Source organism: Stenotrophomonas sp. SMYL41 (assembly GCF_036319965.1).
Taxonomy (GTDB): Bacteria; Pseudomonadota; Gammaproteobacteria; order Xanthomonadales; family Xanthomonadaceae; genus Stenotrophomonas; species Stenotrophomonas maltophilia_R.
Genome location: NZ_JAWIRX010000024.1, coordinates 1 through 12,097, shown reverse-complemented (window position 1 = coordinate 12,097; position 12,097 = coordinate 1). Strand labels below are relative to the sequence as shown.

Genomic DNA, 12,097 nt, shown 5'->3' with positions numbered 1-12,097 from the left:
TTCGCCTCGGATCAGTTCATCTTGTCCAGCTGGCCCAGCATCGAGTCGGCGTTGGACGGCACCTTGACCTTGCTCTTCTTGGCGAAGGTCACGGCCGACTTGGTCGAGCCGTAAAGGCCCTGGATGAAGCCCGGCGATTCCTTGGCCACCCATGCACCAGCGGCCAGCTTGCGACCGACGGTGGCCATCTGGGTGGCGCCCAGGTTCTTCATGCCGGCGGTGAAGTTGCTGGCTTCGCCACCCAGCTTCTGCGCTTCGGCAGCCGAGGACAGCAGCGAGACCAGGCCTTCGGCGTAGTGCTGCTTGGATTCAGCGTTCAGCTCCGGCTGCGCGGCCTGGCGCTCGTCGATCGCGGCCTGGGCGGCTTCGCTGACCGACACCGACTTCTTCATCGCATCGACGCTGACCGAACCCGACGACAGCGCCTGGCGCTCGGCTTCCAGCAGCTGCACCTGCTCGGCCAGGCCGAAGGCACGGGCGAACGAGGTCTGGGCCTGCAGCGAGTGCGACTGCGAGCTGACGAAACGACGCACCAATGCTTCCTGCGCAGCTTCGTTCGGCGCGGCGGCGCTGGAGGTGCTGCTGGAGGAGCCGCTGGAGGCGCCCGTCAGGTCCTTCAGCTTGCCCAGGCCTGCATGGGCCGGCATCGACAGGGTGGCGGCCGCGATGGCCAGGACAAGAGCGGTATTGCGGATCATGTGAGAGTCCTTTGGGAGAGACGGCCGCGGTGCGGCACGTGGGAAATCGGTAACCCCGGGGCGATGCCGAGCGAGCTCGGCACCCACCGGGGTGGCGGATCAGCGGACCGCCTTGACGTTCAGTTCGTTGATCATCTGCTGGGCGGCCTTTTCGGCTGCCAGCTGCAGCGCATTAGTACGGGCCACGGTTTCATTCGGGCCGGTACCGGAGAACTGCACCGGGCCGACCGACGACACGGTGCGCGGGAAACGACCGGTGACATCCAGCACCTTGCCGGTGACAGTGACGAACACGCGGGTGTTGCCGCTGGCCGGATCGCGGTCGCGCATGCCGACGTCGAGGGTGCCGACCGCGATGTACGGGATGTTGGCTGCACGGATGCCATTGGCGGTGTCGCGCAGGGTGGCCGGGGCCAGGTCGTTGCCGGTGCTGAAATCCTTGCGGATGCGCTCGATGCTGAGCAGGCCGCGCGACTCGCCTTCCACGTATTCGGCTTCAACCACTTCGTAGCCGGCAGCGCTGAAGGCACCGGTCATCGCGGTGTTGACCTCGGCGGCGTTGGCCACCTTCCAGGTGATGTTGTCGGCGCGCGCGGTGGTGCTGCCGCCGCTGGTGACCGACACCGAACCGTTCTGGTTGATGCTGCCGTTGGTGCTGACCGAGTTGCCGCGGAAGCTGTCGCCCTCGCGGGTGTTCTCGCTGTAGCTGCTGCTGGCATCGACGCGGCGGTATTCCTTGTCCTGGAACGACTGCACGGTGTCCTGCGAGCGCGCCATGAACAGGAAGGTCAGCAGCGAGCGCTGCGCGGCGGTGGCACCGGCCACGGCCGAACCGGCATCCAGCTTGGTCTGCAGCAGGGTGGTGTTGATCTCGGCGCGGACGGTGACGCTGTAGGTCTTGGCCTTCTTGTCTTCGGTATCCGACAGCTGCACCGCGCTGAGCACGTAGCGGTCGATCTCGCCGATGAACTCGGCGCGGCGCGCTTCGAACAGGCGCAGCTTGGCCGCACCGGATTCGGCGATGTACGCCTCCAGGGCATTGACCTTGGCCTTGTTCAGGGCCTGGGCGCGGGTGTCGGCACTCAGGCGCAGGCCGTAGCTGGCCGAGCCGGTGCCGCGCGAACTCGCGGTCTGCGCAGCGACCGGCGAGGCCACCACCAGCGCGATGAGGATGAGCAGGATGGTACGCATCAACGACATGACTTGATCAACTCCTGGAGGGCTTGGGTCTGCTGCTGCAACGGGCGGCCGCCCGGCTTCTGTTCGTCCAGCCAGGCGCGCGAATCGGCGCGCTTGGCGGCGGCGCCGGCGAAGGCGTCGAAGCCGGCCAGCAGGGTTTCGTAGCTGGCCGACCACTGGTCGACCTGCCACTGCGTGACCGGCACCACCTTGGTGGCACCCTTGCGCAGCGGCTGTTCGAAATAGACCTTGCCCGAGAACGGTTCGGTCACCTTGGCGGTGAAGAAGGCGCCGAACAGCATCGTCTTCATTGCCGGGGTTTCCTCGATCACGCCGTTCTTCAGTGCATCGACCTGCAGGTGGATGACGTAGTCGGGTTCGGGAATCTTCAGCTGGTAGACCTTGCCGTCGGCAAAGCGGGCAGCCATCGCGCCACCGATCGCTTGGCCCGAGGCCGGCGGCAGCAGGCCGACGCCGGTGTTGGACGACAGCGTCTTGGACAGTTCATGGGCCAGGGTGGCGCGCAGCGGCGCGTCCCACTTCGGGTCGGGCAGCTTGGCGCGCACCGCCTCGGACAGGGTCACCCCACCCACCTGCAGGCGACGCACCGCAGCGTCGGGCAGCCGGGCCTGCGACAGGCTGGCCGCCAGTACCTGCGACAGGCTGGTATCGGCGCCGCCGTACAGCAGATCGGCGACGATCGCGTCGATATCGTCGTTGTCCGGACGGTAGTCCTGCACGTCGATGCGCTGCAGGGTGAGCGGATAGGAGGCGATCACCTGGCGCTCGCGGAAGTCGAAGAACAACGCCTGCAGCGCCACTTCCACCAGCACCTTGTACTGGTCGCCGATCGGCTCGACCGAGACCAGTTCGCGGTCCAGCGCTGCGGCCAGCACGGTGGCGCTGGTGGTGCCGTCGAGCATCGCCACCGGCTGGTCGATCAGCTCCAGGTGGGCCGGTGCGCGGCGTTTGAGCGACTGCGCCAGCGTCTGGTTCAACGGGACCAGGCCACGCCGTTCCAGCACCGCATGCGCATGCGGCGTGGTCGCCTGCACGGCGGCAGCGTCAGCGGTATAGGCAAAACCGGCCCAATAGGCCTGCTGTGACTTGTCCGCGGCCTGCACGGCCACCGGCCATGCGGCCAGGCTCAGCGCACAGGCAAGCAGGCGCGCAAAAGCGCGCGATGCGCTCTTCGTCCTTGAATACATCCAACCGCTCCTCGGTCAATACGCACGGATCGCAGACGCTCATGCGTCCGCTGGGCGCGAAACATAGCCGCTCACGGGCCCGCCGACAAGTACTGCCTTTGTCGGTTCACTCCGTGGGTGGCAGGCCCGCCCGTTGCCGCAGCAGACCGCGCTCGGCCTGGTTCTGGCTGAGCCGGGCGGCCTCGGCAAAAGCCTCACGCGCGTCCTGCTCACGCCCCAGTGCCTGCAGCAGCTCGCCGCGCACCACCTGCAGCGGCGCGTAATCGCGCAGGCGCGGGTCGACCAGCAGTGGCTGCAGCTGCGCCCACGCGGCAAAGGCACCGTCGCTGCGCAGGATCGCCACCACCCGGTTCAAGGCCACCACCGGTGAAGGTTGCACCTGCAGCAGCTGTGTATAGAGCGCAGCAATACGCGGCCAATCGGTGGCGTCAGCGCGACGCGCAGCCGCATGGCAGGCCGCGATGCGCGCCTGCAACACATAGGGGTCCTGGTCGCCGCCGAGGGCCAACGCGCGCGCCAGCACCTGCTGCCCGCGGTCGATCTGCAGCCAGTCCCAACGCGTGCGGTTCTGCTGGTCCAGCAGCACCGGTGCACCCTGCGCATCTGCGCGCGCCGCAGCGCGCGAGGCCTGCAGTTCCATCAACGCCAGCAGGCCCAGCACCGGCGGTACCGGCAACCGGTGCGCCAGGATGCGCGCGAGCCGCAGTGCCTCCTCGCACAGCGCCGGGCGCATCCAGTCGTCGCCGGCACTGGCCGCGTAGCCTTCGTTGAACACCAGATAGATCGCCTCCAGCACCGAGGCCAAGCGCTCCGGCATCGCATCCGCGCGCGGCACCTCATAGGGCACCTGCTTCTGCGCCAGCGTGCGCTTGGCGCGCACGATGCGCTGGGCGATGGTCGGCTCCGGCTGCAGGAACGCACGCGCGATCTCGGCGGTGGTCAGGCCACCAAGCAGGCGCAGGGTCAATGCCACCCGCGCGTCGGCCGGCAGCACGGGATGGCAGGCCACGAACATCAGCCGCAGCAGGTCATCGCCCAGGTCATCTTCCAGTGCCTGGCTGTCATCCGGTGCCGGCAGCGCCGCCGGATGCAGTTCCTCGCCCCATTGCGCGTGCTGCTGCGCCACCCGCTGGTGCTGGCGCAGCACATCGATGGCACGGTTGCGCGCAGTGGTCATCAGCCAGGCTCCGGGATTGTCCGGGATGCCCTGCTCCGGCCAACGCTCCAGCGCGGCCAGCCAGGTGTCCTGGGCCAGCTCCTCGGCACGGCCGACATCGCCACCGAGCAGCCGCGCCAGGCGCGCGATCAGCACTGGCGACTCCATCCGCCAGAGGGTTTCCAGACGCTGCGTCAGTGCGGGCTCGAGCATGCGCCGATCACAGCACGCACGCCCGGCCCGCACAAGCGCCGTGGCTCACGCTTCAACAATCGGCTTGAAGCCGCCCCAGAACATGCGCCGGGTATCAAACGGCATGTCCTTCGGACCCAGCGACGCCAGCCGCGGGTCGGCCATCACCCTGGCGTTGATACGGTCGCGTGCCGCGCGCGAGCGGAACACCACGAAGGCGACGATCACCGTTTCGCCCGGTTTCGCCTTGACCGCGCGCGGGAACGAGGTGCTCTTGCCCGGTTCCACATCGTCGGCCACGCATTCCATGTACTGCAGCGCGCCATGGTCCTTCCACACCGCGCCGGCCTTGCGGGCAAGGCGGCGGTAGGCCGCCACCTTGTCCTGCGCGCACGGCAGCACGTAAGCATCCACGTAAGCCATGAGGGTTCTCCCTGCGGCGGCCGTCAGCCCGGCTCGCCGTCCATGTGTGCGATTTCCCAGAGATGGCCGTCCAGGTCCTGGAAGCCCCGCTGGTACATGAAGCCCAGGTCGCGCGCCGGCTGCGGTTCGCTGCCGCCGGCGGCCAGGGCCTTGTCCACCAGCTCGTCAACTGCCTTGCGACTGGGTGCCGAGAGTGCGTTGATCACTTCCGTGTGGGTATGCGCATCGGCAATCGGCTTGTTGGTGAACTGCTGGAAAAAAGGTTGGGTCAGCAGCATCACGTAGATACTCTCGCTGATGACCATGCCCGCCGCGTCATCGTTGGTGTAAGTTGGATTGAAGGTGTAGCCCAGCGCGGTGAAGAAGGCCTTGGATTTCTCCAGGTCCTTCACCGGAAGGTTGACGAAGATCATCTGCGGTTGCGGTGCACTCATCGGTGAAGCTCCTTGTGGATGAAAGAAAGAGAGGAATCAGGGCTGCTTCATGCAGTTGACCATCCACGGCTTGCCGTAACGGTCGATCAACATGCCCCAGCGATGCGCCCAGAATGTCTCGCCAATCGGCACCTGTACCTGGCCGCCTTCGGCCAGCGCCGCGAACACGCGCTCGGCTTCCTCGATGCTGTCGACGTCGACATTGATGGTGGTCGAGCCGCCGTCGCCGCCGCCGGGGCCGTCGGCTGCCATCACGATGGCGTTGCCGATTTCCAGCTGGCTGTGCGCGACGTGGTCCAGTGTTTCCGGCGGCATCTCGTTGCAGCCCGGCGAGCCATCGGAGGGCGGCATGTCGCGGTATTTCATTTCCGAGGTGACCTGGCCACCGAGTGCCTTGGCGTAGAACGCCATCGCCTCGTGGGCCTGGCCGCTGAAGCCGAGGAAGGGAATCAGTTTCATGGCAATACTCCGTGGTGTGGTTCAGGGCGGTAGCGCCGGGTCGTGCCCGGCAGGGAGATGAATCGGGTCAACCTTCCAGCTGTGCACGCAGACGCTGTTCCTGCTGCTGTAATTCGGGAGTGAAGGCTTCGCCGAAGTCTTCAGCGGAGATCAAGGGGCGCAGTTCGAGCGTGCCACCACTGCCGAACGGCGCACGGCTCGCCCATTCAACCGCCTCGTCCAGCGAACGCACCTCCCACAGCCAGAAGCCGGCGATCTGCTCACCGGCGGGGCCGAACGGACCGGCCTCGACCTTGGGCGCGCCGCTGCCGAAGTGAATGCGTCGGCCGCGCTGGGTGGCGTGCAGGCCTTCACCGGCGAGCATGATGCCGGCGGCCACCAGTTGTTCGTTGAATGCGCCCATTTCGGACAATTCCTGTTCGCTGGGCATGCGGCCGGCTTCGGAGTCGGCGTTGGCCTTCACGATCACCATCACTTTCATTGCGGTCTCCCGTGGGGACGCGTGGTGCGTGCCCTTCACTGGGTACAACGAACCAGGGGGCGGGGAATCGACACGTCGGTTGGAAATATTTTCTTGCGCGGAAAGCGCGCCTTCGGCGGAGGTCAGCGAACGGCGGAGCCCCTCCGTGGTTGGTTTGGGTGGGTCGCTGAAAGCTCGGGTTCATGGGTTTGGCCGGGTGGGTAGGCGGGTCGGGGGACGCCGTAAACCCATCCATGGGGGCTTGGCCGCGGCATCCATGCCGCGGACACCCCCGCCCCGCCTACCCACCCGGCCCTGGACAGTTTCCTGCCTCCGGTACCCACCACGGGAAGATCAAGAGAAAAGGCAACAGCAAAAGCAAAAGCAAAGGCGGTTGGCTGGCGGGCTCGGCTTTGCGAGCGAAGCGACCCGCTTTTGCTCTTGCTTGTTGATTTCCCGTGGTGGATCGGCCGCCGGAATCTGTCTGGGGGGCGGGGGGGGGGGGGGGGCGGGCCCCGGGGGGGCCGCCCCCCCCCCCCGGGGGGGGGCGCCCCCCCCCCCCCCACCCCCCCCCCCCCCCGCCCCACCCTCAGGAAACCCGCTTTCAGCGACCCACCCAAACCAACCACGGAGGGGCTCCGCCGTTCGCCGATCTCCGCCGAAGGCGCGCCTCCCGCGCTGCAACATGCCCACGCGCCATCCTGCGCCATCATGGGCACCCCGCCCCCGCCTGGACCGTGCCATGCAGCAGTACCTGCTTCTGATCTATATCGAGCCTGCCCTGCTGCAGGCCCTGCCCACCGAAGAATTCAACGCGCTGATGCGCGACTGCCTCGCCCACGCCGACAAACTGCAGGCCGAAGGCACGCTGCTGGCCGCACAGAAGCTGCAGCCGGTCGATACCGCGCAGACCCTGCGCGTGCGCGATGGCCACAGCCGCGTGCTCGATGGGCCGTTCGCCGAAACCCGCGAACTGCTGGCCGGCTTCAACCTGATCGTCGCCCGCGACCGTGACGAAGCCATGCGCATCGCCCGCGACTTCCCCTGGGCGCGCTTCGGCAGCATCGAGGTGCGGCCGCTGGAAGACATGGACGCCGAGCGCGAACGCTGCGGCGCCCCGGCTGCCGCTATGGCAGCAGCCGTACCCTGATCTCGCGCGGGCCGACGCCTTCGTTGCCGCTGTAGTCGCGCACGCTGGCACGCACGATGTACTCGCCCGGCGGCAACGCCGCCGGCTGCCAGCGCCCGGTTTCCATCAGGCCATCACGCACGGTGTTGGTGGCCAGGTAACGGAAACGGGTCACCGCGCTGCCATGCACGGTGATGCCGCTGTCCGGTGCGTAGGCCACGCGCACCGCTTCCTTCTGCGGCGGCATGCGGTTGAACACGATGTTCCAGCGCGGCTGCTCGTAACCCTGCAGCGGCTGCCCAGCGGCATCGAGGATCTGGTAGCCCACCTGGTACATGCCCAGGCGACGGCGCGGCAGGTTGTTGTCGACCTGGTCCCAGGCCTCGATCACGATCTGCACGCCGCGGCCCTGGCGCGCCACCACCGCTACGCCGTCGCTGCCCGCCGCCATCGGCTGGTCGTTGTCGTCCAGCAGGGCCACATCGGTGATGCGCGGCGCGAAGTGGTCGGCGTAGTTGTGGAAGCCCAGCGCCACCGCATTGGTCTCGAAACCACCCGTGCCCACCGCCAGATGCACGTGCGCCTGGTTGTTGATGCTGCCCAGGCGGTCGCCGGCGTGGATGCGCATGCCGCGGCGCACGCGCATCCGCTCCAGCTTGCCCTGCTCGTCATACAGCGCCTGCCAGCGCGCATCAAACGGCTGGTCGCGCGGAGTGCGGCCGACCCGCATGTGGATGTACTTGAGGCGATCCACCGACAGCCCTTCGGCCTGCTCGCCCAGGCTCCAGGCCGCCACCGGGCTGCTGATCTTGCCGTCGGCGATCGCCAGCACGGTCTGGCCCACGTCACCGCGCACGTCGAAGCCGCCGTGCAGGTGGTGGCGACTCTCACCCTTGAAGTTGCCACGCACTTCGCCCAGCGTACCGACCACTTCATGCCAGCCCTCCTGCGGCGCCAGCGGCCAACGGCCCCCGGTCTTCGGCAACGCGGCATCGGCGGCCGGGCCAACCAGCGCCGGCGCCGGCAGGTCACCCACCGGCAGCGGGCGCAGGCGGTGCAGGCGGTAGCTGGCGGCGTCGGCGACCAGCACGCTGCCATCGGCATCCATCGCCAGGCCGCTGGGGCGGGCCAGGCGTGGCAGGCGCCCGTTGCCGACCAGAGCAATCTGGTGGCCCTGCGGCGTCACCTGCACGATGCGGCCATCGAGATCGCCCACGTACAGCACGCCGTCGTGCGTGGTGGCCAGTGACAGCGGACCATTGATCACGCCACCGGCGGCGACCACGGTGCTGACCGTGCCATCGGCGCCAACACGGCGGACCGCGTTGTTGAACAGGTCGGCCACCAGCAGGGCACCGTGTGCATCGAAGGCCAGCGCCACCGGCGTATCGAAGCGCGCAGCGGCGCCCGTGCCATCGGCCAGGCCCGGCCGATCACCACCGGCCAGGGTGCGCACGTTGCCATCGGTACCGATCACCCGGATGCGATCATTGAACGTATCGGCCACGTAGACCTGGCCCTGCGCGTCCACCGCAATGCCCATCGGCGCATCGAAACGCGCCTGCGCGGCGGGGCCATCGGCATGGCCCTGTTCGCCACCGGCCAGCGTGGTCACCTGGCCATCGGTACCGATGCGGCGGATCGCGTGGTTGCCAGTGTCGGCCACGTACAGGTTGCCCTGCGCATCAGCGGCAATGCCGGAGGGGGTATTGAAACTGGCCTGCAGCGCAGGGCCATCGACGCGCCCCTCGCCCTGCCCGGCCACGGTTTCGACGCGGCCATCGGGAAGGCGGCGGCGGATGCGGTTGTTGTCGCCGGCATCGGTGAAGTAGATGCTGCCATCGGCGCCGCGCAGCAACGCGTAGGGGTCGGCGAAACGCGCCTGCGCGGATCCACCGTCGCGGTCACCGGGATGGCCATCGCCGGCCAACGGCTCGATCTGTGCGGTCCAGGCCAGTGGCGTGGGCGCCGGGCCCGCAGGTTCGGCCAGCGTGTGCAGCGGCGTCTCCCACCAGGTTGCAGCCAATGCCACCGCCGTTGCCAACGCCACTCCTGCCGCCATCCATTGCCACCGTGCCATCGTGCTGCGCTGCTCCTGCCTGAAGAGGCACCGACAATAGACGGTGAAGGTGCGATCCGCCACGGCCAATCGTACTGCCGGATACCAGAGTTCCATGCGCCGCGCTTGTCCTCGCTGCCTGCAGCGGGTTCAATGCGGTTCCCACGGATGGAGATCCTCCATGCCCCGCATCATCCCCCTCGCCGCCCTGCTGCTGGCGGCACTGGCCGGCACACCGGCCACCGCCTCGATCACGGTGGTGCCGCAGAAGCCCTCTGCCACCGCCGATGCGGTGCATGCGGCGTACGCCACACGCTGGGACGAAGCGATCCAGCAGGCACGCAGCGGCAATACGCTGGGCGCACTGATCAGCATGGAGCGGCTGATGGAGGATCCCCTGCTGGACGACTTCGATGCCGAGCATCGTGGCCGCGCCGCGCAGGTGGCCGGCTGGACCGCGCTGATGCAGAAGAAGCCGGACCAGGCCCGCCGCTACCTGCAACGGGCGCAGGAGGCCCTGCCGGAGGATGCCCAGGTCCTGCTCACCCAGGTGTCGGTGGAACTGTCGGACAACCAGCCGGCCGCAGCCACGTCGTTCCTGGTCAAGGCACTGAAGCATGCCGACGCACCGCTGCCGATCGATCACCACGCCATCAATTACCTGCAGTACCGCCTGCGTGACCAGCCGCTGAAGCGCATGGACCTGCTGCAGGCGCTGTTCGACAACGGCTGGAAGAGTGGCGGCCTGGAACCCACCGGGCTGTGGCTGGCGCTGGCCACGCTGCAGGCCGACAACGGGCGTGGCGACGACATCCCAGCCACGCTGGCGCGCATCGACAGCCCGGCCGAGATCATCCGCCTGCGCAGCGACAAACGCTTCGACCGTTATGTCGATCGCGGCGATGCGCGCTTCGATCCGGTGCAGGCGGCGCAGCGCCACCTCGATCAACTGCGCGTCTCCGGCCTGCTCGACCGCGCACTGGATGCGCGCATGGCCGAGTTCAGCACCACCCTGCTGATGCTGGACCGCAACGAGGAAGTGCTGTCGTTGACCGAGGGCATGGCCGGTGCGGCGAGTAACGGCGAATCGCCTGCCGCCGCGGAAGCGGAATGGGTGGCCTGGCTGCTCAACAGCCGGCTCACTGCACTGCGCCGGCTGGGCCGCACCGATGAGGCCCTGGCCACCACGAAGCTGGCCGCACGCATCGGCGCGCTCGGCCCGGATGGTGCCGAGCACCAGATGAATGTCGGTTTCGTGTTCAGTTCGCTGGGGCGCATGCAGGACGCTGCGCTGGCAGTGAATGACATGCCGGGCCTCGCCGGCTACGGCAAGGCCGCGCAGGCGCTGCTGCAGTTCGCCGCCGCCCGCGAGCGCGGCGATGCCAAGGCGCGCGATGCGGCACGCGCGGTGATCCTGGCCCAGCGCGATGACGCGCGCCTGTTCCATCGCGAAATGCTGCTGGAGGAAGGCAACCTGGACGGTGCAGCCGCCGTGCTGATCGAACAGCTGCGCTCGCCGGTTGAACGCGGTGAAACCCTGGCTGCCCTGCAGGACATGCGGACCTATCCGTCCTTGCCGGGCGATGTGCGCATCGATGCCGCCTGGCGCGCACTCAAGCAGCGTGCCGACGTACAGGCCGAGGTAGCACGCGTCGGCCGCATCGAGCGCTACGGGCTGGTCAGTACCTCCACCTCGCGCTGAGTGCCGGCTAGCGCGCCGGCACCTCCGTGCGGATGCCCATCGCTTCACGATAGCGCGCGTACAGCGCCATCACCTTGTCCACGTAGGCCAGGGTTTCGGCGTAGGGCGGCACGCCCTTGTAGCGGGTAACCGCCCCGATGCCCGCGTTGTAGGCGGCCGCCGCCAGCGGGCGGTCGCCGTTGTAGCGGCGCAGCAGCGCGCGCATGTAGCGCGCGCCACCCTCGATCGACTGCTGCGGCGAGAACGGATCGCGCACCCCGTATTCCTGCGCGGTATCGGGCATCAGCTGCATCACTCCCTGCGCGCCCTTGCTGGATACCGCCAGCGCGTCGAAATTGCTTTCGGCGTGGGCGATCGCACGCAACCACGCATCATCGACCCCAGTGGCCTTGGCCGCGGCCTTGAACTGCCTGGCGTGTTGCGCCAGCTGTGGCTTGCCGACCTTGCCCAGCCCTTCATGCGCTGGCTCGCCCGGTGGCGTGGCCACGGTGAACTTCAGGAACACCCGCGAGCCGGGCAGGTTGCGCGTGGAGTAGACCAGTGCCCCGTCCTGTTCGCGCTCGTACAGCACGCCGCTGAACACGCCCATGTTGCCCCACAGGTTGGGGATCTGGATGGCGTTGTCGTCGACCTCCCTGGCGGTACAGCGCGAGCCGGGTTCCGGGGCGGTAGCCAGGCTGACGGTGTTGCCCTGCACGCAGCGATAGACGGTGCGCGCGGCAGCCAGCCCGGGCCACAGGCTGGGCAGCAGCAACAGCGCGAGCAGGAGGGGGCGACGGGACATGGCGGCCGGATGATCCGGCCGCGCCCGCGAATGTTGGGTGAATGGGGGTCGGCAGGGCTGCGCCCTGCAGCTGCAGAGGCAACGTCAACACCCTGAGCAGCGCTGGGCAGTTGAGGGCTGGTCGGGTGGGTGTGGCCCGGCAGGACCGTTGGCGCCATGGATGGCGCCATCGAGCCCCCATGGATGGGTTTACGGCGTGTCCCGCCGGGCCACA

12 protein-coding genes are annotated in these 12,097 nt (G+C 68.2%); 2 read left to right on the top strand and 10 right to left on the bottom strand.

The annotated features are described in order from the left end of the window. Positions 1-11 precede the first annotated feature (11 nt). The 8 genes from V3B30_RS20535 to V3B30_RS20500 form a co-directional block, all read right to left on the bottom strand. Positions 12-698 (bottom strand): hypothetical protein, encoded by a 687-nt coding sequence (locus V3B30_RS20535; RefSeq protein ID WP_262083004.1) that lies wholly within the window; start codon positions 696-698, stop codon positions 12-14. 99 nt (positions 699-797) lie between these two features. Next, the gene (locus tag V3B30_RS20530) at positions 798-1,898 is read right to left on the bottom strand and encodes a hypothetical protein (RefSeq protein WP_262083003.1); all 1,101 of its coding nucleotides are present in this window, start codon (positions 1,896-1,898) and stop codon (positions 798-800) included. Continuing rightward, positions 1,889-3,085: a hypothetical protein gene (locus tag V3B30_RS20525; RefSeq protein WP_262083002.1), complete on the bottom strand. Its 1,197-nt coding sequence runs from the start codon at positions 3,083-3,085 to the stop codon at positions 1,889-1,891. Before V3B30_RS20525 ends, V3B30_RS20530 begins: the two co-directional genes overlap by 10 nt. 106 nt (positions 3,086-3,191) lie before the next feature. Next, positions 3,192-4,454: a sigma-70 family RNA polymerase sigma factor gene (locus tag V3B30_RS20520; protein ID WP_262083001.1), complete on the bottom strand. Its 1,263-nt coding sequence runs from the start codon at positions 4,452-4,454 to the stop codon at positions 3,192-3,194. Positions 4,455-4,499: 45 nt separating this feature from the next. Beyond that, positions 4,500-4,856 carry a DUF1428 domain-containing protein gene (locus tag V3B30_RS20515; protein ID WP_262083000.1) on the bottom strand — a complete coding sequence of 119 codons (357 nt, stop codon included), beginning with the start codon at positions 4,854-4,856 and terminating at the stop codon, positions 4,500-4,502. A 23-nt stretch (positions 4,857-4,879) separates the two neighbouring features. Continuing rightward, positions 4,880-5,290: a VOC family protein gene (locus V3B30_RS20510; RefSeq protein WP_100471131.1), complete on the bottom strand. Its 411-nt coding sequence runs from the start codon at positions 5,288-5,290 to the stop codon at positions 4,880-4,882. A gap of 36 nt (positions 5,291-5,326) precedes the next feature. Beyond that, positions 5,327-5,749 carry a VOC family protein gene (locus tag V3B30_RS20505; protein ID WP_100471130.1) on the bottom strand — a complete coding sequence of 141 codons (423 nt, stop codon included), beginning with the start codon at positions 5,747-5,749 and terminating at the stop codon, positions 5,327-5,329. A gap of 67 nt (positions 5,750-5,816) precedes the next feature. Continuing rightward, the gene (locus tag V3B30_RS20500) at positions 5,817-6,230 is read right to left on the bottom strand and encodes a YciI family protein (RefSeq protein WP_100471129.1); all 414 of its coding nucleotides are present in this window, start codon (positions 6,228-6,230) and stop codon (positions 5,817-5,819) included. Between the two features lie 721 nt (positions 6,231-6,951). Here V3B30_RS20500 and V3B30_RS20495 point away from each other — a divergent pair. Continuing rightward, positions 6,952-7,359, top strand: coding sequence for a YciI family protein (locus V3B30_RS20495; protein WP_004153945.1), 408 nt, complete (start codon positions 6,952-6,954; stop codon positions 7,357-7,359). On the opposite strand, the gene V3B30_RS20490 is transcribed toward V3B30_RS20495, so the two are convergent. Further along, on the bottom strand, positions 7,337-9,418 hold the full coding sequence (locus V3B30_RS20490) for an NHL repeat-containing protein (RefSeq protein WP_262082999.1): 2,082 nt from the start codon (positions 9,416-9,418) through the stop codon (positions 7,337-7,339). The genes V3B30_RS20495 and V3B30_RS20490 overlap by 23 nt on opposite strands. 160 nt (positions 9,419-9,578) lie before the next feature. Between V3B30_RS20490 and V3B30_RS20485 the strand changes: the two genes are divergently transcribed. Then, on the top strand, positions 9,579-11,099 hold the full coding sequence (locus V3B30_RS20485; RefSeq protein ID WP_262082998.1) for a hypothetical protein: 1,521 nt from the start codon (positions 9,579-9,581) through the stop codon (positions 11,097-11,099). A 7-nt stretch (positions 11,100-11,106) separates the two neighbouring features. Here the strand turns inward: V3B30_RS20485 and V3B30_RS20480 are convergent, their stop codons facing one another. Further along, complete coding sequence (locus tag V3B30_RS20480; protein ID WP_262082997.1) at positions 11,107-11,883, bottom strand: lytic transglycosylase domain-containing protein; 777 nt, start codon at positions 11,881-11,883, stop codon at positions 11,107-11,109. Positions 11,884-12,097 lie beyond the last annotated feature (214 nt).

Bases quoted from the DNA above. Each gene is read 5' to 3' on its own strand.
- V3B30_RS20535 (WP_262083004.1), bottom strand. From the start codon at position 698: ATGATCCGCAATACCGCTCTTGTCCTGGCCATCGCGGCCGCCACCCTG.
- V3B30_RS20530 (WP_262083003.1), bottom strand. From the start codon at position 1,898: ATGTCGTTGATGCGTACCATCCTGCTCATCCTCATCGCGCTGGTGGTG.
- V3B30_RS20525 (WP_262083002.1), bottom strand. From the start codon at position 3,085: ATGTATTCAAGGACGAAGAGCGCATCGCGCGCTTTTGCGCGCCTGCTT.
- V3B30_RS20520 (WP_262083001.1), bottom strand. From the start codon at position 4,454: ATGCTCGAGCCCGCACTGACGCAGCGTCTGGAAACCCTCTGGCGGATG.
- V3B30_RS20515 (WP_262083000.1), bottom strand. From the start codon at position 4,856: ATGGCTTACGTGGATGCTTACGTGCTGCCGTGCGCGCAGGACAAGGTG.
- V3B30_RS20510 (WP_100471131.1), bottom strand. From the start codon at position 5,290: ATGAGTGCACCGCAACCGCAGATGATCTTCGTCAACCTTCCGGTGAAG.
- V3B30_RS20505 (WP_100471130.1), bottom strand. From the start codon at position 5,749: ATGAAACTGATTCCCTTCCTCGGCTTCAGCGGCCAGGCCCACGAGGCG.
- V3B30_RS20500 (WP_100471129.1), bottom strand. From the start codon at position 6,230: ATGAAAGTGATGGTGATCGTGAAGGCCAACGCCGACTCCGAAGCCGGC.
- V3B30_RS20495 (WP_004153945.1), top strand. From the start codon at position 6,952: ATGCAGCAGTACCTGCTTCTGATCTATATCGAGCCTGCCCTGCTGCAG.
- V3B30_RS20490 (WP_262082999.1), bottom strand. From the start codon at position 9,418: ATGGCACGGTGGCAATGGATGGCGGCAGGAGTGGCGTTGGCAACGGCG.
- V3B30_RS20485 (WP_262082998.1), top strand. From the start codon at position 9,579: ATGCCCCGCATCATCCCCCTCGCCGCCCTGCTGCTGGCGGCACTGGCC.
- V3B30_RS20480 (WP_262082997.1), bottom strand. From the start codon at position 11,883: ATGTCCCGTCGCCCCCTCCTGCTCGCGCTGTTGCTGCTGCCCAGCCTG.